This window comes from Vibrio sp. B1ASS3 (assembly GCF_905175355.1).
Classification (GTDB): Bacteria; Pseudomonadota; Gammaproteobacteria; order Enterobacterales; family Vibrionaceae; genus Vibrio; species Vibrio owensii.
This window is the reverse complement of record NZ_HG992743.1, coordinates 810511-836878: the sequence shown is the minus strand read 5'-3', so window position 1 is coordinate 836878 and position 26368 is coordinate 810511. Positions and strand designations below refer to the sequence as shown.

The following is a 26368-nucleotide window of genomic DNA, read 5'->3' as shown; positions in this document are numbered from 1 at the left end:
AACGGGGAATGGAAGGAACTTAGCATCAAGAAATATGACACTTTTAATATGCTTCAATCATAAAAAATGCCCCTACTCGAGAGTCATTAAGTAGGGGCATTTATAAAATCAAATTGTTTCTAAATGTGTTTATGCGGCTTCGAACGCCAATGCTTTCTTCTCTACCTGACGGAAAATGAGAGTTAGCACACCATTTACCGTTAAATAAAATGCGCCTGCAATACCAAATACCGTCAACGTATCGTAGGTTTGTGCGTTAATGCGTTGCGCGTAACCCATCAAATCCATGATCGTAATCGTGCTTGCTAGTGACGTACCTTTGAAGACCAAAATCACTTCGTTCGAGTAAGCCGGAACAGCGCGACGAATGGCGTATGGCAGCAGCACTTTCAGTGTTGCGGTTTTGTTCATGCCTAATGCACGACACGCTTGCCATTGACCGGAAGGAATCGCGTTAAACGCCCCTTTGAACAACTGAGTGCTGTATGCCGCGGTATTCAGTGCTAGCGCTAACATCGCACAGAACCACGGTTGGCTTAACCATGTCCAAAATACGCTTTCTCTTACTGCATCAAACTGACCCGGACCGTAGTACACCAAGAAGATCTGTACCAACAAAGGTGTACCAGTGAACAAGGTGATGATGCCACGGCCTACCCAATGCAAACCCGGAGTACGTAGGATCAGAGTCAGCGTCATCATCAGAGCTAAGAGACAGCCTACCACCAAAGAAGCAGCGGTCAATTGAAGGCTGGTGCCTAAGCCATCCAGCATTTGCCAAACGTGTTGTTCGTTCATGCGGTCGCCTCCTGTCCCATGCTCATGCCTTGAATTGAGAACTTCTTATCAATCAGTTTTACGGCACGTTGCGTAATCAAAGTAATGCCTAAGTAAATCGCCGCAGCAGTTGCGTACCATGTAAACGCTTCATGGGTCGCTGCAGACGTTAGCTGCGCTTGTTTCAACAAATCCGTTACGCCAATCAGTGATACAAGCGCGGTATCTTTCAGCAGAACCAACCATTGGTTAGTTAAACCTGGTAGTGCGTGTCTTACTGCTTGTGGCAAAACAATGCGAACAAAAGCGTGTGCTTGACTGATGCCGAGTGCACTTGCTGCTTCTCTCTGCCCTCTTCCAACCGCTTTTAATGCACCACGTAGAGTTTGAGAAGCATAAGAAGCGAAGATCAATGACAACGCCACCACGCCAGACAAGAACGGGCTAACTTCAATAAAGTCGCCGGTGATTAAAAACAGAACCTGCGTCGAACCAAAATAGATGAACAACACGACAAGGATTTCTGGCAAGCCACGTACAATCGTCACAAACGCCGTCATTGGCCATTTAACGAAAACGCGGCGAGACATTTCACCACTGGCGAATACCACTGCCAGAATCAAACCGACGAAAAGGCTTGTGAAGGCTAGCTGGACAGTCATCCAACTAGCTTGAACAAGCGATAAAGAGTAACCCGTTAGTGCCATATTACTTACCGAAGTACTTGTTGTAGATTACGTCGTATTCGCCGTTCGCTTTCACTGTTTTCAGTGCTGTGTTCAGCTTGTTCACTAGCTCGTCGTTACCTTTGTTTACTGCGATACCGAAACCGTTACCGAAGTATTTAGGGTTAGTGACGTGCTCACCCACGTAAGCTAGGTTGTCTTCTTTCTTGAACCATTCTGCTACGACTGCTGTGTCACCAAATACAGAATCAATACGACCATTTTTCATATCGATGAATGCGTCTTGGTAGCTTGAGTAAGGAACCGCAGTTACACCTGGCATTTGCTCAATCAGGTAACTTTGGTGTGTTGAACCGTTTTGAACACCAACACGCTTACCTTCTAGTGCTTTTTGATCAGCCACTTTTTCTTTGATAGAAACAAATGCTGCTGAGTTGTCGTAGTAAGGGTCAGAAAAGTTCACTTGCTCCAAACGCGCGTCAGTAATATCCATTGCAGAGATAGCCGCATCGTAACGCTTGAATTTTAATGCAGGGATCAGGCTGTCAAAAGATTGGTTGTGGAAAGTACATTTTGCTTCCATTTCTTTACATAGTGCGTTCGCCAGATCTACATCAAAACCTTGAATTTGGTTGTTTTCATCCATGTATTCGAACGGTGCGTAAGTCGCTTCCATCGCGAATTTGATCTCTTCTTGTGCTGCTGCGTTCGCTGAGACAAGACCGATTAGTGAAGCTAGTAAAATCTTTTTCATTGCAATACTCCGTGTGTACTTAGTGGGCTGACACTCGCAATGACAGCCGAGCTTATCTGTTAAATAGACTGAACTTTAAAAACGTAATTTAGTGATTTAGGTAATCGGCAAACTGAGTGGTTTGCGGATTAACAAATGCGTCGTGCGTGCCGTGTTCTACGATGTGTCCTTGTTCTAGGTATAGAACATGGCTAGCGATTTTCTTGGCGAAATCCACCTCGTGGGTCACAACTACTTGTGTAATTCCGGTTTCGCTTAAATCATTAATGATTTTGACCACTTGGTTCGTGATTTCAGGGTCAAGCGCCGCGGTAGGCTCATCAAAAAGCAAGACTTCTGGTTTCATCATCAGCGCGCGGGCAATCGCCACACGTTGTTGCTGACCGCCAGAAAGTTGCATCGGCCATGCATCCGCTTTGTCTGCCAAATGCAGCGTCGCGAGAATTTGCATTGCCTGCTTCTTCGCTTCTTCTTTATCCATGCCAGAGACTTTTACCGGAGCCTCAATCAGGTTTTCCATCACTGTCATGTGTGGCCATAGGTTGTACTGTTGGAACACCATGCCCACTTTACGACGAAGCGCTAAACCTTGCTTCTCTTTGATTTCAGTAGAAAAGTCGAATGCGTCATCAGCGATGTTTAACTGGCCGTTATCCGCTCCTTCAAGAAGGTTAAGAACACGTAGTAGAGAGCTTTTCCCTGCACCACTTGGACCGAGTAACACCAGCGTTTCACCGCTTTCACAATTAAAACTGACATCGTGTAGAACTTGGGTATCGCCGTAAGACTTATTGATACTTTTAACTTGAATACTCATGCTGCCATACTGCATTAATTGTCATCTGGAGCTTATACTAGCAAGAAAGAGATTTTATGCAATAAAAATGTATAAAAATTTAGATTGTTAATTTTTTGTATAAGAAACAACCAGCTCAGCAGAGTATATGACTGGTGCAATGAGTAAGGTTTTAACCGTATTTGTTGATCAAAAAAGCCCGTAATTTCGATAGCTTAGAATTCCATTGGAGACTTAAACTGATGCTCTGCAGCGCCATTAATTGAGAGTATCATTCCGAAAGACAGTAACTGGTTGTATAAGCATTTTCCCCTCTCATTCTGAGAAAAATCTCGCGTAGCTTTTCTCCACTTCTTCAAGGCTTAAAATTGAGACAAACAGGAGTCATTTTGTAAAAAGCTGATTTGCTTAGCGTATTCATCTTATAAAGAATTTATCAAAAGAGAGATGTTCTAGTGCTTTCTTGAATTGGTCTGACCGATCGCTAATACTTCCTCGTAATTTGACTCGCAATTTGAGTAATCGAAGTTTTTTGATTGGGACAACTCAATAATGAAGCCATATCGTTTTGCGCTGCTTGCGCTTGGTTCTTTGAACCTATTTTCGCCTACTACTTGGGCTGGTACTGCTGTCGTTTTACCGGGGTTACATGAGCAAGGTGTCGATTTACAAGACGCCCCGCTCTCTGCTGATGATGTGATCGATTGGGAAATTAACAATGCCGATATTGTGTTTGGTGCTTACCCAAACAAGGCTGACAACGAGCGTGTCCAAGCCATCGGTTATATGTACAACCAAAAGCTTGAGCTGAATGCGGGTTGGGTAGAAAACGATATTCGCAACGAGGCAGAACTGAATGGGATTGATTACGAGGATTACTTTCTCCATTTTGCCGAAGACACCATCATCGCAGAGGTAGACTCTAGCCATGGTGAAAATACCTTACTCAATCGAAAACCGATGATCGTTGGTTATACCGCCAGCGCTGACCACGCCGGTTTTTGGCTATATCAACAACCACCATGGGATGCTGACGTATTCGGTCAGGCGAATAATGGTGGCGCGCTCTATGTTTATCACTCAGAGAAGTTCGACCGCTTAACCTTTAAGTTCTCTCAATTTGCTCAAGGCGGCAGCTTCACGATTGAATACCCTTCTGCCATCGACTCTTTTGGTCAGGTAACAGAATGGAAAAGCTTCGCGATTAAAAAAGACAAAACTGAGAACATGATTAAAAACCAAACGGTAAACTGGTCTGTTCCTTCGGATTGGGTTCGCGCTACAACACACGATGGCAACGGACAGACCTATGGTGGTGGTCAGTACTTTGGCTCCACCTTTTTACGCGATGGCGGCCGTCTTTACGTAGCGAAAATTACTTGGCATGACGAAAACATCGAGAATCGCCCTCGTCTAAAAGAAGTAAAGCTCAAAAACAGCTTCCAAACCGTTAAGTTGACCGACGCTCCAACGGCAACACCTGAAGGTCAAACCATTCAACGCTGGCGTAAGATTCGTGGCTTCGACAAATCTGCGGATCTCAACCAAGACAATTATCTTTCTTGGAATGAATACAAAAACCGCTCGAATAAGAATGCAACAGCACGATTTCGTTGGGAGTCACGTGTTATTCCATTTGGTCGTATGTGGAACCAAACCTCTTCTTGGGCATTAACCCATCTAGGCAATCCCGATTTTGCCAACGCAATGCACCACTATTACCAAGCTAAATGGGCAAAGCAAGGTTTAAACGGTGCGTACAACGACGATACGAATAAGTTACTCGGAGCAAATCAGTTCTACGTTTATTCCGGTGGTACGGTGGATGAACTTGGTTTGGTGGCGGGTAGCCAAGCTGCTGACGATGCTTACAAAGCGCAATTCTCGGCGTTTTTAAACAAACTGGTGACGTTGGATGCGGATGCGTTAATTGGCCTCAACATCGGCACGGCAAACTTATTCGGTCGCAATGGACAGAACCACTTAGTTGAAGCTGGTTCTCTTTACTTACGCGAGCATTACCTTTTCCCTTCTACTGGATTTAGTGGCTATGCTGGTTTAGCTAAGTTTTGGGATAACTCTGCACTCGCCAAAGCGGGCCAGAAAGTGATTTATCAAGCGACCACGCGTTATGGTCGAGTGCAATACTTTGGCAACACTGAAGATAACTGGAAGCAAGACCAATACTCTGCACTGGCGGCGTTTTACTTAAATCATCACCCTGAGTGCAGCTACTTTAATCAGTGGAATAATGGTTACCTATATGGAAGTAATAACACCACTGGTGATAACTTCTGGAAAGCAGGCGTACCAAAGAATATTGCGTATCAACCAAGTACCTTACTTGCTGTTGATTTGGGAGAGCCTGCCAATCAGCTCCCCGAGGATGCAGAGGCCATCCCACTGATGATGTCCACCAGCACGCCTTACCCAGCGGATTACACGGTTATTGGTGATTCGTCGATGAACGAAGTGGTACATGCAGATCTACCAGATGGCATTACTTACGTTTCTCCCACGTTCACCTACTTTGCGTATCGCTCTGAGAACAATGTGGTGGCCCAAGGCCCTACAGAGATGGTGTTAGCACGCGAGTTTAGCAAAGGCAGAGTGTTGTACCGCACCGACTTTTTCGGCAAGAGCGCGGATTATTTCACTGCGCCTAAAATCACCATCACGTTAGACGAGCCAATGAGGCCCGTAGACAAGGACGGCAACATCGGTGACTACGTGTCGCAAATCGAAATCGGTGGTTACGAAGGTCTGTTTTTGCTGTACTGATTAAGCTTGCCAAACATAGCGCTTGCTTCCACTCTCTCCCAATCCAAATTGCTGATTTCGGCGTTAACGGGAGAGCGTGGGTCTAACGTTTTAATCTTCTGAATCTCTTCGTTTTCAACTTCACAGATAACACCCTATTCTCTGAATCTTCATAAACCTTGTGTATATACTGAATCAAATGACAATGATAAGGGAATTCAGTCACATGAAGACAACACCGTCCGTTCTTTCCGTTTTGCTGCTGTCCGCTTTTTCTGCTCAATCTTATGCTAGTGAATGTGGTGAAATCACCATAGCGGATATGAACTGGAACTCGGCGAGTTTGATGGCGCACATCGACCAGTTCATTCTTAATGAAGGCTATCAATGCGATGCAGAACTTATCCCGGGTGATAGCGTACCGACTGGCACCTCAATGATTGAGAAAGGCCAACCGGATGTTGCTCCTGAGCTATGGACCAACGGAATCAAGGAAGCGTTAGACAAAGGTATCGCTGCCAAGCGCTTACGTATCGCTGGAGAATCTTTGATCAATGGTGGCGAGGAAGGCTTTTGGGTTCCTTCTTATCTGGTGAAGCAGTATCCGGAATTAGCAACCATTGAAGGTGTGATTAAACACGCCAAGTTGTTTGAACACCCAGAAGATGATGAGAAATTCGCCTTTTACAGCTGCCCTGCCGGTTGGACGTGCCAAATCACCTCTGGTCACCTGTTTGATGCCATGGAACTCGAGAAACACGGCTTCGATATGATTGACCCGGGTTCGGGCGCTGCGCTGGCTGGCACTATCGCGAAAGCTTATGAACGTGAGAAACCTTGGTTCGGGTATTACTGGTCACCGACGCCAGTATTAGGCAAGTATGACATGGTGAAAGTCGACTTCGGCAGCGGCACAGATGTGGAAGAATACCGCAACTGTACAACGCAACCTGAGTGTGAATCACCAAAAGTGACTATGTACCCACCTTCACCGGTTCATACAGTTACAACCGAAGCCTTTGCGAATAAAGAGCCACAAGCTTACGCCTACTTGCAAAAACGCGGGTTCACCAATCAGCAGATGAGCCAGTTACTTGCATGGATGGAAGATAACCAAGCGGACGCAGAAGAAGCGATGTACTACTTCTTCGAAACCTATCCTGAACTATGGAAAACATGGGTATCGGCAGACGTGGCTGCGTAGGTAGAAAAAGCGATTTAAATGATCTCGCAAAATGTCTAACACTCCAATGTAAACACAACGTCCACACTGACTTTAGCTCTATCAGTGTGGGCGTTACTTTATCTCTTCCGTACATTCTTTTGTGAGTTTTCCCTGCCACATTATCAAATCATTTTTGACAGTGACTCAAAGACAGCGCTGTTTATCCCTCTTCACCACAAGCCTACTATTTCCGTCACAAAGCAGTGCATGACTCCCCTTCGCACTGCTCCATAATAAGGATTTCAGTATGACTGGTACTCACGCGTCAAAAACGATAAAACTTGGTGTCACTAACCTCTCTTTCCACCGCGTTACCGCTTCTCTTGTTAGCCACGTGCTCAATGATGTGGGCTTTGAGGTTGAGCGTGTTTATTCACCCCATGAAGAGAACTTTTCAAAACTCAAATCCGGTGAAATCGATATGCTTTCTTCGGCTTGGTTACCATCAAGTCACGGCATTTACAAAGCTTCGGTAGAGGAAGTACAACCCTTGTTAGAACTGGGCTTACACTACGAACCATACGCGCTTTGGGGCGTGCCCGATTACGTGCCTGAAGAGTTGGTATCAGAAGTAAGCGACCTGACGAAACCAGAAGTCGTGGCGAAGATGAAATCGGATATTCAAGGCATCAACCCTGGAGCGGGCATCACGCGCTTTTCGATTAAGATGATGGACGAATACTCGCTGACCGAAGCGGGTTACCGTTTCCATACGGGGACGGAAGAAGACTGCTTTACTGCATTTGAAAAGGCGGTAGAGAACAAACAATGGGTTGTCGTGCCACTTTGGAAGCCTCAATTTCTCCACTATAAGTACGCAATTCGAGAAATCGCAGAACCAAAAGGTTTGCTGGGTATTGTCGATAAAGCCGTTTTGCTATTGCGCCAAAACAAATCAGATAAATTTACTCAAGATGAGTTGAGCAGACTGGACGCGCTACGTTTCTCAAACGACATCATTGCGGAATTAGATTACAAAATCAGTCGTGAAGGACGAGATTTAGACGCGGTGACACGTGAGTGGTTAGACAACCAGTTCTAATAAGCTTTACGCGGTTTATAGTGCTTTGCCTTGCTTACATTGTCACATTACTACATTGCATGGCAAAGCACGTTAAGTTAGTACATGGTATTCCCGTTTGCTGACTCTTTCGGGATTTCTTGCAAGGCATCCCAATGCTCGACAATCTTGCCATTTAAATCAAAGCGGAAGAAATCCATCGTTACGTATTCCACGTCATCAGGCCACGTTTGGTGCGTATGCAGCGCTACTAAATTGCCCTCTGCGACTGCGCGAACAAATGCAATGTCTTTTTCTGGGTACTCTTCCTGCATTCTCTCGAAGTAAGCGATAAAAGGATCAGGACCATTACCCACTAACGGGTTGTGCTGAATATACTCGTCCCCTACGTAGAGCTCGATCGCTTTTCTTGGGTTTCCTCGATATGCCATTTCATAGAAAGCAATGGCATTACGTTTGTTCTCTTCAATGTCGATTTGCAAGGTGCTCATGGGTTTCTCCTATTCAACTCGCGATCGTCTACAAAGCGTAGTCGAGAATCAAAGCGCGGAGCATTTCCCTCGTAACGAATAAACAAAAATGCCGCACTGTGTCATGCGGCATTTAAGAGTTTTATGAGAACAATTCTTTACGATCAGTTGGTTGTTTTTTCAAATCTCGCAACAAGGCTGGTTTGGTCGAAATTGCGATAACCTCGCACCATAATGCTGAACGTTCCTGCGGGTTTATTTAGAACACATTGTTCATTGCTCCCATTTTGGAATGGACGACAATCAAAGTTACTGACTGACACTTGATCGTTGTATTTCACAAAGAGATCCGCATCGCCACTTCTTGGCCCAGACAAGGAAATGGTCACCTTCCCCTCCTCTTGAGTTTCAAAACTAAAGAACTGCTCCTCTCCATAGCCTGCTCGTAAATTCTCAACAGGTTCACCATCTTGTAAGGGGGTCACGCCAGTCGTGCTGTCCATGCTTGATTCAATCAAATAGGCGATAGCAAGCTTTGCAAAGTTACTGGCATGCGAGGCAGTCGGGTCTGAATTTTCCAACGTATCAAATTGGGTATGAATATTCGGGTTGTAGTCTTCAAACATACTTTCGAATGGCATGGCTGCCGGATAACCAGCATTGTGCCAAGAGGCATGGTCAGAACAAGCATACCCGCAACGGTCAAACTGGTAGGTGATTTCAGGCGTGTACACATCAATCAACTCAGACAAAAATACCGTCAGGTTGCTATCGGTATAGTCGGTAATAAACGTAATATCATGCGCAGAACCGCTGTAATTGGTCATGTCTAATTGCAACACAGATAGCACGTTGGCTTTTTCGTCTTTCAGTATTTCAACGATGTCTTGCGAGCCTCTCAGCCCAACTTCTTCCGCTGCATAGCCATAGAATTTGATGGTTCTGTCTGGTTGGATACCGCTGGCAATCATTAAGCGAAGTGACTCAGTCACCGTTGCAATACCCGAAGCATCGTCATCGGCACCCGGAGAAACGGTTCCCTCTTTTGTCCATGCGCCAGCTGTAGAGTCTAGGTGTCCGCCCACGACAACAATTTCTTTGGGATATTTTGCCCCCAGTAACGTCACTTCGACGGATTTCTGTGGGTAGCCACGATGGGAAATTTGTTCCGCAAAAGCATAAGAGACTCCTTCAATCTCTTGGCTCCAACGCGCCAGCAACCAATCAGAGGCTTCAACACCCGTAGCGGTGGTATAAAAGCGATTGGTAAATGACGTCATGCCTTCTATTGTCTTCACCAAGTTCGTCGGCTCTACTTGATTGATGAGCGCTTCAACCGTGTCATGGTGGCTGATCATCGGTTTGTTAAACGTCTTCAATGTGGTTGGCATGGTTGCGGCTTTCAATGCACTGGCTTTGTCTGGGTGCACCATATAACCACCACAGCGATGCTTTTCATGATGCATGTGACTGGATAGCGTCGCTAACTGATCTGGCGATATTTTCGCGACCACGGCGGGACGAGCACCAAAGAAATCAGAATAAACCGTGGCTCCGTGTTTGGTAATCAGATCCAACGCATCCGCATCGGTGGTGATCCAAACTTGTTCTTGCTCGGTCAATTCATTGGCTACAACACTGCTGCTCAACGTACCGCTCAACAATGCCAATGCTAAAAGACTCTTTTTCATGTTGGTATTTTCCTTTACTAACCTTACTGACGAAAAAAGGGCTCCGTCTGGAGCCCTTTGCTATTGCGTTGTTATTTGTTTGGTTTGATGAATCGGTAACGCTTGGTTTCAGAACATACGTTGCCCGAAGTACACACTTGGTATTCCACGTCGATAGTGCCGTTGTGCTCAAACTGGTCCACATAAGACTTAAAGTCTGTTGCACCAACGTTCTTACCGTTACGTTTAACAATGAAGTAATCGTTGGTGTCGTACTTCCAAGACAACTTCACGCGAGCCTTACCATTCGGGAACTTGTTACCGAAGTTGAGTTTCAGCGGGAACGCATCTGTTTGGCCTTCTTCAATCGTTACCGTTTGTGTGGTTGATGTCGCACTGCCTGCATCGTCCGTTACGGTTAATGTCACCGCATAATCACCCGCTGCGGCGTAAGTGTGCGTCACCATTTCGCCAGTTTGCGAACTGCCGTCACCTAGGTTCCATTGGTAAGAAACAATGCTGCCGTCGCTATCGCTACTGGTGCTGCGAAGTGTCACTGTTTTACCAGAAACAGACTGATCAAACTCCGCTACTGGAGGAAGGTTTGCACTGCTATCGTCGTACGTTACCGTCAGTTCCGCGTTGTCATACTCAGCGTAACCAAACACGTTCACCGTGTAGCGCCCCTGCTCTGGGTTCTCAATCACACACACTTCATCGCTAACGGACAAGCTAGAACAAATATTTTCAGTTGAAGAAGGCGCGTAATCGAAGCCTACGTAAATATCTGGATCACCATTTGGCACGGTTAGATTAATTGTAAGCTGCGGTTGGCCTTCTGGGACTTCGATATCAAAATAGGTTTTCGACCCTGTAGCGCCATTTACTGTGACTGATTGGCCGTTTTCAAGACGCTGATATTCTGGCTCTGGCGGCAGCGGTGGCTCTGCACATGGCTCAACACCGACAACAGCAAATGCATCCATAACCGCAGAGGCGTCATACCCTAGGTCGTTTGCTGCGTTCTTCACACCACATGCGCCTTGCCAAAAATCACTGTCTTGTGACCAGTAAATTTGGTTCGCGAGCACAAACAGTTCAAACGCCTTTTTGGTATCCCAACCGGATGTCGTTGCTAAGTGATAGAAAGCTTTGTTGAAAACACCCGAGCTGTAATGCACATTTAAACCATCATAGTAGTCTTGTGCATGGTTGATAGACGAACCATCTCGTGAAGGATCATCCATGTAGCGTAATGCCCCTTCCTCTTTGAAGATGTCTTTGCCAACCATCCAGTCATTCTCACCTTTCATGTAGAACTCTGCGGCTTCACCTGCAATATCCGAGAAAGCTTCGTTCATACCACCAGATTGGTTTGCGTACACTAGCCCCGAGTTTTGCTCGGTAAAGCCGTGGCTCACTTCGTGGGCTGAAACATCCAGACTAACCAATGGGTAGAAATAACTCTCACCGTCACCAAACGTCATCGCTTGGCCGTCCCAGAAGGCATTTTCATAACCCGTGCCGTAGTGAACACGCATCATTAACTTGAAAGTAAGTGGCGCAGTATCGAACCAGTTTTTGTACATGTCGAATACGATATTGCCAAAGTAATGAGCATCGTTCAGTGGAGAGTAAGCACCGTTAATTTCTTGAAATTCATTGCGAGGACACTCGTAGCTGTAAGGTGTAGAACCTTCAGTGGCACCATTTAGGTTAACCGTGATGACGTTCTCCGACTCCATCACACAATTGTTGCCATCTTCTTGTACATCGAGATAGTGGTAGTCGGTGCCGTATTCATACATGCCTGTTTTTTCGTTACCACCAGGGCCGGTACCGATTTGCGCATGAGCAATCCCTTCCCAACGATCGATAACTTCACCACTGTGCGCATCTAACATGGTAAATGGGCGAGAAGGTTGAAGGCTGTTAGCTAGCAGATAAGAAACCACGTAAACCAATCGTGTTTGTTTGCCATCTTGATAAATGAATAACTCATCTTCGACATTTCTTAGAAACTTACCTGCGATGCCTTTATTCTCGAGGTTCTTTGACGCAACCTTTAACGCTTCTGCTCGGTTCAGCTTAGGCTTTACAAAGCTTCGATCTAAGTCGTTAACGCGCAAATAATTGCCTTGCACGGCTTTTAAAGCGCCGCCTTTAAAGCTTTGGGTTGCGTTCAGTGAATGTCCCCAAACAGGAATACCCCAGACGTTTTGCTGAATCTTTACTTTATAAACACCGCGTTTTTTTAGGTGAATACTCTTAACCTGTTTAAAGCTCGATGCATTATTAACACCCAATTGTGAATTAAGCCCAGAGAAGTTGGTAAAGTTGACTGGCTTATTCAATGTCACTGATTCACCTGCATGAACTGACATCGTCATGACACCTGCAACAGCGATAGCTATCAGACGTTTCTTGATTTTCATTTATCTATCTCCTTGATGTGTTCGCGTCGAATCTATCAGAAAAAAACACACCGGAGTCGATAATTAAGATCAATAAAATAGTTGTGATACATCAATTAAATAAATTCATGAAACTGGTAAAAATGAAAATTACAAATTTATTTCAATGACTCTTTTTAGGAAAGAAGATCTCATTTATAAAATCAAGAAATGCTATTTTTATCACTAGCTATTTTTGTTTAAAAATATTGTTTGTTTTATCTAATTATAAATACACCATACTACTAAGACTAAATGATTAGATGAATATAATGAGGAATAACCCTAAGTCGGACGGGGAATTTAGCATAATTAACTTTATGATTTCAAATATAACAATCAAAATTCAAATATTGCACTTTAACTTAGAATGAATGCCATCCTAATTGAATGACCGCCTATAAAACAAGAGCTTTAACAGCACTGGAGCCTATTTAATTCAAAGGACTAAGTAATACTATAGTTTATACCAAACACCTAATTCCACATTTAAATAAAGGGTATTTTCCAAAAACAATAACACTTAGAATATAAAGGCATTAATTATGAATAGATAAATTACAAATGAGATGATAATAAACAACGTTTTAAACAATAGGTAACAGAATAGTTTTGGCGAGACTAATAAAAACAACGACCATATTTATTGGTTAGAACAAAGTCAAATAAATCCAATGTAATAATAATGACTCAAAAACGTTATATTTAATATTATAAATGAGGAGAGAGACACATAAACCAGAGAGTAAGGTTAGGAAAATAAAAAAGGCTACCCTTGGGCAGCCTCACACTTTTATTCGTTAATGTATCAATATCAGGCTAATTCGCCAGCACCTTGCACCGAACGTTCACTGTTCTCGACAAGGAAAACCGTGGCAGTTTGTTTAAGCGCGTTCCACTCTGCGTCCTCGACAAAGATGCCCTCTTCCCATGATGTTTTCTGCGCACGGCTCAGCTCTTCACCATCAATATGAATTGCGTAACCTTGAGAGCTCGCTTCAATATCAAAATCCGTTACGGCAAGCTCTATCGTCATATTGTGATAATCGGTACTGTTGTCTTCGATCTGATCAGAAAAGAATACTTCTGGTGCAATTCGTCCACGGTTTAGCACATACAAGGTTCGCTTTGGACTAGTGCCATTAACCCACTGAGCACGACATGCAATGCCTTTGGCAGAGAGCCTAACTAACTCACTAAATGCGAGCCAGCGATTGTGGCATTGTTTCAGTGTGATAGTGACGCTCTTGCTGTTGACCATTTTCTCAAGCGCAAAATCCAACACCGCCGGTAAATGACAGGCGATACTGCCATTGTGTAACTCGACTTCGATATGAGAGTCGGTGTTACTCGTAATAGTGACCGCGCAATCTGAATCTAAGTTGAGAAACAGGCTGGCGTTGTTGAAGTGACGCACCCCGTGCAAACCCACCATTTGCAGATCCGCAACCATATTGGCAATCACATCAGCTTCACCGCAATGACGGCGCATACCAAGAAAAGCTTTGTTTACTGCTGCTACCAGCTCGTTATGCGAGACGATCATAATGCAAAACCTCCACTGATTTTTTGATTGTCGCTTTGCGCGATTTCTTCACGCTCGGGCATGGTTGGGAAAATCCACGTATCGCTGAAACGCGGGTCCTGAATCTCATCAAGCAATGGTGCGCCTTGGAAAAAGGTCACGCGCACCCATCGGTCTGAACGCGGATCAAACTTGGTTGCCCCAAAGATAGCCAACTTACAACGCAGTAGATGCATTGGCAGTGCGTCTTCACGTAGCACGTTCATCTGGATATCACCCATTTCTCGGTTGCCGAGCGTCCATACACGACGAGTGATGGCACGATACTGTGGATGCTGCAGTAAGAACTCCGCCAACGATGTTTCTGGTTGGCACGTTTGTAGCGCTTGGTAAAGGCGGTTCACTTGTCGCCCTATATCGAGTGGCAACTCACGTTCTTCACCGATTTCTTCTCCACGAACGCCTAGTCTCGGTTCTTCTTTGTCTTGCGAGCGATACCAGAACCAATAGTTGTTCTCTGGTAACGTGTAGTCGGCATCGATTGACCAACGGTATTTACTCTCTAGTATTTGCAACACATCTTGAACGCTTTTTCCGCCAGGAATAGAGAGTGATTCGTCGGTGTTCATTTGGTTTTCAAATTCATCAACCAAAGACGGGTAAAGCTCGATCAAACATGAAGTTAGGATTTCTTGGGCTTCCAAACTCATGGTTGTGGTTTGTTTGATCAAGCTTGCCCAATTCGAGTGCTCTACCATCAAAGCATTTAAGTTAATTTGTAGCGCTTGGAGATCAGCAATGGCTTGATGATTAAGCTGATCTTGATGTTCATTGATTGTTATTACCTGCTCTAAGTGTCGCTGTGCTTTTTTAAGCAGGGCTTTTAATGGTTGCTCTAGCTCGTTAGGTTCACATGGCATAGCAAGCACGTTGGCAATCGCACGCTCACGTGATGTCATCCATTGATCGACGATACATGGATGATTGATTAAATATGGCGCCATACCCAAGCCAGTTGCATTCCCCACACCAAGATAGCGCTGCAAACCTTTGTGAAGTGCAATAGCGTTATCTCCCCCCTTTTGCGCAGCAAGGTAATGAACCCAATCTAAGCTGAATTCACGCAGCATATAAACGGCACACATCTGTGCACTAAATGACTGGTTGAAATCAGGGTTGTTCTCTAGCAGTTTAAAATCGGCAATGCCAAATTTACCGTTACCATAAACGGCGGTGGTTCTTAGGATATACCCCACTTCTGCCAGTTCCGAAGGCTCTGGCTGCTCACCTTTAGAAAGTGCATTCACAATGTGCTCAAACACACGAACGCTTTTATTCGCACGAGCAAGAACAAGCACGTTGTTTGGATTGCGCCCCGCTTCTTGCAAAGGTACATTGGCTCGAAGTTGCTCTAACAGTTCAACATTAACCTCACCTTTGACCAACGCAAAAGTCACGTCCCATTTCTCAGCAATGACTCGGTCGTTACGCTCTTCATCAGCAATTTCATCGCAAAACACAACCAAGTGATAAACGTGTTCCGGCGTCGCTAATTTGTAAATCACATGACCAAAACCGCGTGGACACAGTTGCCACTCATGTTTGCTCACTCGCCATTCCTGACTCGCCATTTTTCGGATCAAGCTTCGCACAAAGCTGATTCGATTTTGGTGCATAGCCCCTAGCCTGTCTGGTGCCATCACAATTGCAGCGTTGCGAAGTGTTGTTTCAGTGTAAGTAGAACGATGTGCATCCATTTTGCTCACCACTTATTTTTTATTGTAAGAATAAGGGCTTGTGCGGGTATGGGGAGGACTCACCCGCACAAGCGCCACGTTATTGGGTTTGATCTTTTTGTTATAACCGTTGTTATAGCCCTTGCTCTTTCGCCATCTTCATAGCGATTTGCGGCGCATTCCAAAGTGACGGCAACAGTATTAATGACACTGGAACGGCTGTAATCACGATGAAGGATTGCAGGGCTGATATACCGCCAGAGCCAAGTGAGATGAGAATCAACGCCGTGATACCCATAGCCACGCCCCAGAAGGTACGAATAATCGCATTTGGTTCTGTCTCACCACTAATCACAACACTGATGGTGTACGTCATTGAGTCACCGGTGGTAACGATGAAGATGGTGGTCAAAATCAAGAACAAGATGGAAACCAACATTGGCATCGGTAGTTGTTGAGTCACTGCGAGTAACGCGCCCGGTAAGTTGAAGCCCTCAAATGCCGCGCTCACACTGCCCGGATTGGCAATTTCAAACGCTAGGCCTGAGCCACCAACAATGGTGAACCAAAAACACGTGGTAAGCGGAGCAACAATGCTGATCGTCGAGATGATTTGACGAATGCTGCGACCGCGAGAGATACGTGCAATGAAGATTGCCATCATCGGTCCGTAGCCCAAGAACCAGCCCCAGAAGAATACTGTCCACCAGCTCAACCAACCTTCATCACCACGGTAAGTCGCCATTGGGATAAAGTTATCCAGCATGGTACCCACGCCTTGAATATAACCATTGAAAATAAAATCTGTTGGACCAAATAGAAGGATGTAAACCATCAATGCCAGTGCGAGAATCACGTTGTAGCGACTCAGCATTTGCATACCACGGTTCAAACCACTCAGCGCAGACACTGTGTACAACACAATCGCAAATAAAATGATGATTAACTGTGTGGTAAAGCCGTCTGGGATATCAAACAGGGCGTTTAACGCGTAGCTAACCTGCAAACCTAAGAAGCCAATCGGTCCAATGGTTCCTGCCGCTACGGCAATGATGCAACATGCGTCAATCAACGCACCTATCTGGCCTTTTAGCGCTCGTTCGCCCAGTACAGGATAAAGCAAGATGCGAGGTTTTAACGGTAGTCCTTTATCGTAGTGTAAATGCATGACCACGATAGACGTCAAACTACCAACGATAGCCCACGCTAGAAAACCCCAGTGCATGAAAGATTGCGATAGTGCGTTCACTGCACCCTGCTGTGGATTATCTTGTGCGCCATACAAAGGTGGAGGGCTCACATAATGCGCGATAGGCTCTGCCGCCGCCCAAAACACGCCACCACCAGCTAAAAGTGTACAGAAGATGATTGCCATCCAACGAAAACCATCCATTTCAGGTTTGGTCGTGCCACCTAAAATCACCTTGCCTGTTCGCCCTGCAGCCAAACCAAGACCAATAAGAAAAGTGAGAAGAAGCAGTAGTTGCCAATATGGGCCGAAGACTTTTACTGACCACGCAAATCCTGTGTTTACCAATGTGGATAGCAGTTCACCATCATAAAGCGCGATGGCAACGAACAGGGCGATAAAGCCGCCACTGTACCAAAGTGCTGGATTGCTTAGACCCAGTTTGTCCGGTGAATTTTCAGTTGCTGAAATGTCATTGTGTGTTGCTAGTGGCTTCTTTGATGACACGCTCATCGCAGAAGTTTTCATGCTATCGGTTAGATCAGACATACTCTGACTCCAGAGGTTTATTGCAGCTGCCTTAACGGCTACAAAAAGTGACTTTAACACTCGCCTTGTTATTATTTTTTGAGCGAGCTATTCCATGTTTATTTGGGTTACGACCTAGCTCGCCTCCAGCCCTTCTTTAAGGAAGTTAAACCAGTTCTCACCCAGGATTTTTCCTGCCTCGGATTCACTGAATCCATGACGCATTAAGCCGTTGTAAATGTTCTCCATCCCTTTACTGCCACTAAACCAAGGCAACGCATCAGGCCAACCAGCGTTGTTTGCTGAGCCTTCGCCATAATCCATCGCTTTGGACCAACGACCGTTGCGCATCCACTCAAGCACTTGCTGTGGTTGGTTTAAACAAAGATCACTGCCGATGCCTAAATGATCCACACCGAACAGGTCAGCAGTTTTCGCGACCATTTGGCAAAAATCTTCTAGCGTGCATTGGCTTCCGTTTGGAAGATGGAATGGATAAAGACTAAAGCCAATCAAGCCGCCACGTTCGGTGAGCGCTCTAATGACGTTGTTCGATTTGTTGCGCAGAGCATCATGAGCAAACGTTGGGTTTGCGTGACTAATACAAATTGGACGTGAAGAAAGGTCAATCGCTTCCAACGTTGAGCGCTCAGCACTATGGGACATATCGATGATCATCCCGACACGGTTCATCTCTTCGATGGCTTGTTTACCAAAGCGCGTGACACCAGAGTCGTTCTGCTCATAGCACCCTGTCGCCAGCAAGCTTTGGTTGTTATAGGTCAGCTGCATAATCAGCAAACCTTGACGGCGCATGACTTCTATTAAGCCGATTTCATCGTCAATTGGAGAGCAATTCTGCGCACCAAAAAAGACCCCGACCTTACCCTCAGCCTTTGCTTTCTCGACGTCAGCCATCGAGTAAATAGGCATAATCAGGTCTGCATTTTGTTCGAATCTCAGGTTCCATTCGGCAAAGCGAGTTAAGGTCTCGCGTGCATTTTCGTGATAAACAATCGTTGCATGCACAGCCGTAATACCGCTCGCCTTCAGCGTTTGGAAGTATTCTCGGTCCCAATTGCAGTACTGCAATCCATCAATCACAATCCGTTGTTGATACATAACCACTCCTTAAACGTTAATGAGCCTTTAAGGTTGGGCAGCGGAATCCTCGGCTGCCCTATTTCACTTAGTAAGGACGTTGATAAGCGGTTTTCACCACGGTGTAGAATTCTTTTGCGTATTGACCTTGCTCGCGTGGACCAAAGCTCGACTCTTTGCGGCCACCAAACGGCACGTGATAATCCGTTCCTGCGGTTGGTAGGTTGACCATGACACAACCAGTTTGAGCTTGTTGTTTGAAGATGGCGCTATTACGAAGGCTTTGCGTGATGATGCCGCCCGTCAAGCCAAAGCGAGTATCGTTCGCAACAGCAATCGCTTCATCCAAGTCTGAAACTCGAATCACGCTTGCCATTGGCGCAAACACTTCTTCTTGGTTCACTTCCCAACTGTTTTGCGTATTGAGGAAAAGGGTTGGTGACATGTAGAAACCGTCGTGCTTCAAGTTCAAGCGCTCGCCACCGAACGCTAACTCTGCGCCACTTTGGCGTGCTTTCTCAATCCATTCGAAGTTCGCATTCAATTGGTTTCCATCCACCACTGGCCCCATGAAGATGCCTTCTTCTAAGGCGTGACCGACTTTAAGCTCGCTCATACGTTTGATCAGTGCTTCCACGTAGGCATCGTGAATGCCATCCATGACGACAAGACGAGATGACGCAGTACACTTCTGACCTGCTCCAGAGAAAGAGCCTGCAATGGTCGCTTCAACTGCGATTTGAATGTCTGCATCATCAGCAACCACAAGTGCGTTCTTACTACCCATCTCTAACTGGCAGCGAACAAAATTCGGTGCTGTTGCTGCCGCTACTTTACGTCCGGTATCAACAGAGCCAGTAAAGCTCACACCATTTACGTCTTTCGAGTTGATAAGCGTGTTACCCACTTGCGAGCCACTGCCCAACACAAGGTTGAAGGTGCCTGCTGGTAAACCTTGACGATGAATAATCTCAGTCAGTGCAACCGCACTAGCAGGCGTTAGGTTAGCGGGCTTCCACACGACGCTATTACCAAAAGCAAGTGCTGGCGCGATTTTCCATGCAGCCGTTGCAGTTGGGAAATTCCAAGGAGAGATAATGGCGATAACGCCGACGGCTTCACGAGTCACCTCAACGGAAACGCCTGGACGGACAGAAGCTGCGTTATCGCCAATTTGACGCAGCACTTCCGCTGCGAAATATTGGAAGAATTGACCGGCGCGGTAGATTTCACCGCGACCTTCAGCAAAAGGCTTACCTTCTTCACGTGAAAGTAGCGTGCCAAGCTCATCACAACGAGCAATCAGCTCATCGCCAATCGCCTGCAATACCGCTTGTTTACGCTCAATTGGCGTTTTTTCCCACTCTGGCTGTGCGACTTTGGCTGCTTGAATGGCTTGCTCTACTTGGCCTTCACTCGCCTGAGCAAAATCGCCTAAGTTCTCACTGATGTCTGAAGGGTTAATGTTCGCAATCGTACTAATGCCAGATTGCCATTCGCCTGCAATGTAGAGAGATTTCTCTGCTTGAACATTATTGATAAAAGTCATTGCTCTGTCCTTATTCTTCCTGACGTCTGGTGATCGCCACCAGCTCACTAATCTCACTGACAAAGCCCGGTGATGAGGCTTTGATTATTATTCTTTACTCTGGCTGACTCGCTGATGCGTACACCACAAACTCCACCAGCATCTCTTCACGCGCCAGCCCTGCCACAACCATAGCGGCGCGATTAGGGTAAGGCGCTTCAAAATACTCAGCGTAGACTTGGTTAACCGTTTTTAAGTACTCACGATCCGTCACATAAATCAGCACTTGCAGAACAGAATCTAAAGACTCCCCTGCACACTCCAACGTGTGAACGAGATTATTAAAAGTTTGACGAGTTTGGGCTTCGATACCGCCTTCCACGACAGCACCTGTATCATCAATCGGGATTTGCGCGGTGTATAACGTGCCATTGTTAACAATTGCCCATTCCAGCGGCGCTTTAGAGGCAAACAATGCGGTTTTGACTGGGTATTTTTTCGTAGAAGTATTCACGTGCCTTTCAACCTTTGTAACAACCTTGTTTCAATATGGTTAAATACTGCACATTGACAGGCGATAAATCGAACGGTAAATTTTTTACATTTGATAAGAAAAATCTATCACCTTATTAAAACTAAGGTAAATAAAGGGATTGCAGAGGTTTCGCCATGAGTATCAAGCTTCAACAATTAAAGCATTTTGTGATGGTGGTCGAGGAAGGTGGTTTTAGAGCGGCGTCACATCGAGCGAACCGTTCTCAGGCTGCGCTGTCAACGTCAATCAAAGAACTGGAAAAAATACTCGGTCAAACCCTATTTGAGCCGGGCAACAAATCCAAACTCACTCCATTCGGTGAGATCTGCTTGCCTAAGATCATTCAGTTTCTCAACATCTATAACGCCCTTGATAACGATCTAAAAGCCGCCGCTGCAGGACAACAAGGTCGAGTACGCATCGCCAGTGTCCCTTCTGTTGCAGCCAAGCTGATTCCTAGTGTGCTCGGCGCATTCTGCGAACAACACCCAAACGTAGAAGTCAGTTTGATTGATGATAACGCCGCTGGGGTTGAAGCGCGTTTGTTATCAGGTGAAGTCGATTTAGCGTTAGGTAACCCATCACATTTAGACGAAGGCGGTATCGAGTTTACCCCGCTAATCTCTGACCCCATTGGCGTGGTGTGTTTGAAGGACAACCCTATCGCTCAGCATCCAGAAGGGATTGAGTGGCAAACGCTGTTAGAACAACCTTTTATTCGAAACGGAACTTGCACCTTACTCGATCCCACGCCTGCACGCGCGCTAAGTGAACAAGCTTTGTATTCCGTGGAGAACATTACGTCTTTGTTCTCCGTTCTTGAACTTGGTATTGGTGTCACCACCTTGCCAAAATTAGCGTTTCCGACCAACGAAACTCGGCTGGTTTGGATTCCACTGATCGATCCGCCTTTGGAGAGGCAAGTTGGCATCTTTACTCTGACGGATAGAACCATCTCCCCTCAGGCAAAAGCGTTTCATGATTTGTGCATTCACTACTTGAACTACCAAGAAGAAGTCGAAACTGCGTAGGCATAACTCACAACTAAAAAAGCCCCTGACACGTTAAGCATCAGGGGCTTTTTAAATTTTATACGTCAGAACACGTTACTTTCTGCGCTTGTAAACCACGCAGAAGTTGCCGCGCTTGGTGCGACACTTAGAGCAACGTTCGCAGTCCACTTCGGCGCGGTTACCGTCTTTCCAGCGCTTGATCAATTGTGGCTCTGCCAATAACGGACGAGAAAGCGCGAAGAATTGGATCTTGGTGTTTTCAGCCAAATCTTCGATCGCACAGAAGTCGTTTAAGCCACCTACGGTAATCACAGGTACGTTCACATCTTGACTGATCACTTGCCCGTACTCGTGGAAGTAGCCCTCTTCTTGTAGCGTGTAACCGTCGAACGATTCACCTACCATGGTGCTTGCGTTGCCATGAATGTTACCCGATACAATGATCGCATCCACGCCCACTTCCTCTAGCTTCTTACAAACAATGCGCGTTTCATCGAACGTCAAACCACCATCGAAGAACTCCGTTGCTGTCAGTTTCACCAGAATTGGGAAGTCATCACCAACTAGCTTGCGTGTTTCGGCATAGATCTCCATAAGGAAACGCATGCGGTTCTCAAGGCTGCCGCCGTATTGGTCTTCGCGACGATTGTAATATGGGCTCAAGAACTGGTTGATTAGGTACGTGTGCGCCGCGTGGATTTCTACACCATCAAAGCCAGAATCTTGTGCACGCTTACTCGCTAGCGCAAATGCTTTAACGATGTAGTCGATCTCATCTTGAGTCATCGCTTTGCCTTCCGTTTTGGTGCCACGTTCTGGCACTTCACTTGGAGCAAAAATCACACGCTCGCCAACATTGAATGTTGTTTTTGTGCCGCCGTAAGCAATCTGCATGACGATCTTAGAGTCATGCTCATGGACAAGGTCAGTCAGTTTTTTGTATTCATCGATGAAAGAGTCGTTGTAGATCCCCATCATGCCTGCGTTCGGCTTCTCTTCTTCTACGATGTTTGCGTAACCAGTAACAATCAGACCCACTTCACCTTTGGCAAGTTCTTCATAAATGTCGTACAACTTCTCAGTCATGTGACCGTCTTCTGTCGCCATATTTTCCCACGTTGCACTACGTACAAAGCGGTTCTTTAGTGTCATGTTGCCAATGCGGGCTTCTGAAAACAAAATGCTCAAGTCCAGTCCTCTTAAAATCTGTCTTTTTAGATGCATCACTACCGGGCAGGAACGAAAAAGGAACAGCGATACACAAAGCATGGCTGTTCCTTCTCTGAATTTCTGTTCAGTGCGATGAGCGACGCGAACCTTACCGCCGAAACTGCGGCAAAACTTTAATCTGGATTAAGGTTTGGTGAGATAGATCACCGATTCCGCATTCATTGGTTTTGTTCTCACCACTACTACTGATGGCATCAATCGTTAACTCAGATTTACTTTCCTTTAATGAATAAACGGCAATGGAATCAACTCTAAACCAAGCACGCCACTGATGCCCATTACAACCAATAACGACATCTTAAACACCACTTTAGTTATGAATTCACATACTATTGACATGGCATTTCCAGCACAAACAACTAATCATGCAATCCAATTTACCAGATTAATACTAGGCACTTTTTTGAAGCGTTATTTGGTTCAATTGTTAATCGAATGAAGTCACTAAAACGAAACGAGCGCTACTTAACTAGCGCTCGCTATAAGGGGAAAAGTGATCTAGCCCTACATTCTTATTCCGCCATCCACTTCGAGCACCCGCCCAGTGAAATAGTCGTTTTCGAGAATGTATTTTACGGCATGAGCAATCTCGCTCGTCTCCCCCATCCTTCCGACAGGTATCATCTTTTGCAGTCGGTCTATGGCTTCTGGCTTCATTTGGTCTGCCATCGCCGTTTTGATGACTCCGGGTGCAATAGCAGCAGCGCGAATGCCGTATCTGGCGAGTTCTCTTGCCCATGTTGTTGCCATGGTTGCGACGGCTGCTTTAGAGGCAGAGTAATTGGTTTGCCCAATATTGCCCGCTCTCGCCACGCTGGAGATGTTGATGATGGCGCCTTTCGAGCCACTCTCGATCATTTTGACTGCCGCTTCTCGACCACACAAGAAGGTGCCTGTGACGTTGACGTTCATCACTAGGTTGAACTGCTCAAGCGACATCTTGGTGATCTCGCCGTCTTTGGCTTTGACTAACAATCCATCTCGCAAAACGCCAGCGTTATTAACTAAGCCATTTAGCTGCCCAAAGTCTTGAAGAATCTCATTAAAGGTATCCTCCACTTCAGATTCATTGGTCACATCAAGTCGATAGATCAATGCTTTGGCACTGAGCATCCGGCACTGTTCTTGGGTATTCAGCAGTCCCGTTTCGTTAACATCTAACAATGCTAAATCCGCGCCCGCTTGAGCAAGGCTGACCGCCATCATCTGTCCTAGTCCTTGCCCCGCACCTGTGATTGCAATGACACTGTTTTTTAAATCCATATCTGTACTCCATTACTGGATAACTTCCATGCTCAAACGCCTGATAGGAAATATCTCCGTTAGCCCTTCTGGTTCTTATAGAATTCAAACAAGCTAGAGAAATCGAGTTCTGCATGACCTGCTGCGTTATGGAATGCATAAAGATTACGAGCCAAAGAGCCCATCGGAACAGAAGAGTTGGTTTGCAGCGCCGCATCCAAGCCTAAGCCGAGATCTTTTAGCATCAACTTGCTCATAAAGCCTGGGTTGTATTGATTGCTCGCTGGTGCAGAGTCCATCACACCGGGGCATGGGTTATAGAGTTCCAACGCCCAGTTTCGACCAGAGCTTTGCAGCATGATATTGGATAAGACTTTCGGGTCGAGACCATGGTCAATACCGAGATTGAGCGCCTCGCAGGTTCCCGACATCAAGATACCCAACATCAGGTTATTACAGATTTTTGCCATCTGACCGTCGCCCGCTTTACCAGCGTGGAACACGTTCTTGCCCATGTATTGCAAGATCGCATTGGCTTTGGAGAACGCCTCATCCGAGCCACCAACAATAAAGGTCAGCGCTGCTGCTTTTGCACCTGCTACACCACCGGAGACGGGAGAATCGACAAACAACAGTCGTTTGTTCTGAGCTTCGTTCGCCACCAAGCGTGCGGAATCTGGATCGATGGTCGAACAGTCAATCAGCAATGCGTTGTCCTGCACAATGTTGAGAAGACCGACACCACCGTGTAAATCCCCCAAATACACCGCGCGCACGTGTGCACCTGCTGGTAGCATGGTGATGATTGTTCCTGCGCCATCTACGGCTTCTTCTAGCGTACTGGCGACCACTGCGCCAAACGGTTCGAGTTGCCTCGCCGCATTCACATCCACATCGAACACTTGCACGTGAAACCCTGACGCCAATAGGTTTTGTGCCATTGGACTACCCATGTTGCCCAAGCCAATAAATGCAATGGTACTCATGTTGTTTCTCCTTATTTTCCTAGCTGTGCAAGTGGATGTTCCTCTTCTGACCAAAGAGAAGTGAACAAGGTGTCGATGACGCTCTCATCGACTTCACTGACGCTGTTAAACATCCATTTTGGATTGCCATCTTTATCAACTAATCGAGAGCGCACGCCCTCTTCAAACTCACCGAGTAATGCGCTGCGAACTGACAAGGTAAGCTCTAGACGGAAACAATCCGCCAACGACAAACGGTGGTACTCTTTGACTTGTCTAAAACAGATATGTGCGGTGATTGGACTGCCCGCAACAAACGATTTTTGTGCGTTCTCAAGCCATTGAGTCTCGCCTTCCATTGCTTGAATACGTTGGGCAATCTGATTTAAGTCATAGCCTTTGCAGGCTTCTTTAATTTGGTCGAGATAAGGGCAAATCTGAGTTGTCGGCTTGCTGTCGATGACTTGATCTTCCATCAATTGAAGTAACGCACTGACGAGTGATTTGGCATCGGCAGAGCTCCAATCGACTTGTTTTAGTTCTTCTAACAGTGCGGGATATTGCTCTTCCAGCAGCAACCATTCCGCCAATCCTATAGTGACAGCGTCACTTGAATTCACCATTGCACCAGTTAGACCAAGGAACAAACCTACCTCTGGGTCGATTTGGCTTAAGAACCAAGTGCCACCTACGTCTGGGTAAAGACCGATATTGATCTCTGGCATCGCGAGACGAGATTTAGGGGTGACGACCCTGTGGCTGGTGCCCATAAACAAGCCCATGCCGCCGCCCATCACAATGCCCTCTCCCCAGCCAATGATTGGCTTTTGGTAGGTATGAATCAGGTAATCGCATTCGTATTCGAGCGAGAAGTAGTTAGAACAGAACTCTGCGGTTTCTTCTTTGCTTTTCTCGTGCATGACGTGGTACATGGTTCGTACATCGCCCCCTGCACAAAACGCTTTTTCACCCGCTCCATTGAGGATGACACACACCAAATCAGGGTCATCTTGCCATTCGATAAGTTGGTCGTTGAGCTCTGCCAACATGTCGTAAGTCAGCGCATTCAAAGAAGCCGTATTGTCTAACATCGCGATACCAATTCGGTGCACGCCGTCTAAGCAATCTATTTCGCTAATGGTTACTTTCCCTGTCATGCGACCT

The 26368-nt window shown here is 46.0% G+C and carries 21 protein-coding genes and 1 pseudogene; 4 read left to right on the top strand and 18 right to left on the bottom strand.

Annotated features, from left to right (window positions below; translation table 11 throughout):
• Window positions 1-129: 129 nt before the first annotated feature.
• From artM to artP, 4 genes are all read right to left on the bottom strand, one after another.
• Window positions 130-798: an arginine ABC transporter permease ArtM gene (gene artM, locus KJB05_RS22215; protein ID WP_208444689.1), complete on the bottom strand. Its 669-nt coding sequence runs from the start codon at window positions 796-798 to the stop codon at window positions 130-132.
• Window positions 795-1484 carry an arginine ABC transporter permease ArtQ gene (gene artQ, locus KJB05_RS22210; protein ID WP_208444690.1) on the bottom strand — a complete coding sequence of 230 codons (690 nt, stop codon included), beginning with the start codon at window positions 1482-1484 and terminating at the stop codon, window positions 795-797. Before artQ ends, artM begins: the two co-directional genes overlap by 4 nt.
• A 1-nt stretch (window position 1485) precedes the next feature.
• Window positions 1486-2217 carry an arginine ABC transporter substrate-binding protein gene (locus KJB05_RS22205; RefSeq protein WP_005443853.1) on the bottom strand — a complete coding sequence of 244 codons (732 nt, stop codon included), beginning with the start codon at window positions 2215-2217 and terminating at the stop codon, window positions 1486-1488.
• A gap of 88 nt (window positions 2218-2305) precedes the next feature.
• Window positions 2306-3034 carry an arginine ABC transporter ATP-binding protein ArtP gene (gene artP / locus KJB05_RS22200; RefSeq protein ID WP_086371358.1) on the bottom strand — a complete coding sequence of 243 codons (729 nt, stop codon included), beginning with the start codon at window positions 3032-3034 and terminating at the stop codon, window positions 2306-2308.
• Between the two features lie 531 nt (window positions 3035-3565).
• On the opposite strand from artP, the gene KJB05_RS22195 reads away from it, so the two are divergent.
• The 3 genes from KJB05_RS22195 (at window position 3566) to KJB05_RS22185 (ending at window position 8040) form a co-directional block, all read left to right on the top strand.
• Window positions 3566-5794, top strand: coding sequence for a hypothetical protein (locus KJB05_RS22195; protein ID WP_208444691.1), 2229 nt, complete (start codon window positions 3566-3568; stop codon window positions 5792-5794).
• Between the two features lie 205 nt (window positions 5795-5999).
• Window positions 6000-6977, top strand: a complete 978-nt coding sequence (locus KJB05_RS22190) for an ABC transporter substrate-binding protein (protein WP_208444692.1) — start codon at window positions 6000-6002, stop codon at window positions 6975-6977.
• 268 nt (window positions 6978-7245) lie between these two features.
• Complete coding sequence (locus tag KJB05_RS22185) at window positions 7246-8040, top strand: glycine betaine ABC transporter substrate-binding protein (protein WP_208444693.1); 795 nt, start codon at window positions 7246-7248, stop codon at window positions 8038-8040.
• 77 nt (window positions 8041-8117) lie between these two features.
• On the opposite strand, the gene KJB05_RS22180 is transcribed toward KJB05_RS22185, so the two are convergent.
• The 9 genes from KJB05_RS22180 to KJB05_RS22140 form a co-directional block, all read right to left on the bottom strand.
• Window positions 8118-8510 (bottom strand): nuclear transport factor 2 family protein, encoded by a 393-nt coding sequence (locus KJB05_RS22180; RefSeq protein WP_208444694.1) that lies wholly within the window; start codon window positions 8508-8510, stop codon window positions 8118-8120.
• Window positions 8511-8653: 143 nt separating this feature from the next.
• On the bottom strand, window positions 8654-10180 hold the full coding sequence (locus KJB05_RS22175; protein WP_208444695.1) for a M28 family metallopeptidase: 1527 nt from the start codon (window positions 10178-10180) through the stop codon (window positions 8654-8656).
• A gap of 71 nt (window positions 10181-10251) precedes the next feature.
• On the bottom strand, window positions 10252-12594 hold the full coding sequence (locus tag KJB05_RS22170; protein WP_208444696.1) for a M4 family metallopeptidase: 2343 nt from the start codon (window positions 12592-12594) through the stop codon (window positions 10252-10254).
• Window positions 12595-13426: 832 nt separating this feature from the next.
• The gene (locus KJB05_RS22165; RefSeq protein WP_208444697.1) at window positions 13427-14158 is read right to left on the bottom strand and encodes a DUF3726 domain-containing protein; all 732 of its coding nucleotides are present in this window, start codon (window positions 14156-14158) and stop codon (window positions 13427-13429) included.
• On the bottom strand, window positions 14155-15894 hold the full coding sequence (locus tag KJB05_RS22160) for a hypothetical protein (RefSeq protein ID WP_208444698.1): 1740 nt from the start codon (window positions 15892-15894) through the stop codon (window positions 14155-14157). The genes KJB05_RS22165 and KJB05_RS22160 overlap by 4 nt, the downstream gene beginning before the upstream one ends.
• Window positions 15895-16006: 112 nt before the next feature.
• The gene (locus tag KJB05_RS22155) at window positions 16007-17611 is read right to left on the bottom strand and encodes a BCCT family transporter (RefSeq protein WP_071234343.1); all 1605 of its coding nucleotides are present in this window, start codon (window positions 17609-17611) and stop codon (window positions 16007-16009) included.
• Window positions 17612-17725: 114 nt separating this feature from the next.
• Window positions 17726-18712, bottom strand: coding sequence for a membrane dipeptidase (locus KJB05_RS22150; protein WP_199458530.1), 987 nt, complete (start codon window positions 18710-18712; stop codon window positions 17726-17728).
• Window positions 18713-18779: 67 nt separating this feature from the next.
• Window positions 18780-20240, bottom strand: a complete 1461-nt coding sequence (locus KJB05_RS22145; protein WP_208444699.1) for an aldehyde dehydrogenase family protein — start codon at window positions 20238-20240, stop codon at window positions 18780-18782.
• Window positions 20241-20334: 94 nt separating this feature from the next.
• Window positions 20335-20733, bottom strand: coding sequence for a RidA family protein (locus KJB05_RS22140; protein ID WP_009704646.1), 399 nt, complete (start codon window positions 20731-20733; stop codon window positions 20335-20337).
• 155 nt (window positions 20734-20888) lie between these two features.
• Here KJB05_RS22140 and KJB05_RS22135 point away from each other — a divergent pair, with 155 nt between their 5' ends.
• A complete protein-coding gene (locus KJB05_RS22135) occupies window positions 20889-21785 on the top strand; it encodes a LysR family transcriptional regulator (protein WP_009704647.1) in 897 nt (298 codons plus the stop codon).
• A 75-nt stretch (window positions 21786-21860) separates the two neighbouring features.
• On the opposite strand, the gene KJB05_RS22130 is transcribed toward KJB05_RS22135, so the two are convergent.
• The 5 genes and pseudogenes from KJB05_RS22130 to KJB05_RS22110 form a co-directional block, all read right to left on the bottom strand.
• Window positions 21861-22955, bottom strand: a complete 1095-nt coding sequence (locus tag KJB05_RS22130) for an NADH:flavin oxidoreductase (protein ID WP_208444700.1) — start codon at window positions 22953-22955, stop codon at window positions 21861-21863.
• Between the two features lie 264 nt (window positions 22956-23219).
• Window positions 23220-23312, bottom strand: a pseudogene (locus tag KJB05_RS22125) (protoheme IX farnesyltransferase); the annotation flags it as partial.
• Window positions 23313-23501: 189 nt separating this feature from the next.
• Window positions 23502-24260: an SDR family oxidoreductase gene (locus tag KJB05_RS22120; RefSeq protein ID WP_208444701.1), complete on the bottom strand. Its 759-nt coding sequence runs from the start codon at window positions 24258-24260 to the stop codon at window positions 23502-23504.
• A gap of 59 nt (window positions 24261-24319) precedes the next feature.
• Entirely contained in the window at window positions 24320-25225 is a 906-nt protein-coding gene (gene mmsB, locus KJB05_RS22115; RefSeq protein WP_208444702.1) for a 3-hydroxyisobutyrate dehydrogenase, read from the bottom strand.
• A gap of 11 nt (window positions 25226-25236) precedes the next feature.
• The gene (locus KJB05_RS22110; RefSeq protein WP_208444703.1) at window positions 25237-26361 is read right to left on the bottom strand and encodes an enoyl-CoA hydratase/isomerase family protein; all 1125 of its coding nucleotides are present in this window, start codon (window positions 26359-26361) and stop codon (window positions 25237-25239) included.
• Window positions 26362-26368: the final 7 nt, after the last annotated feature.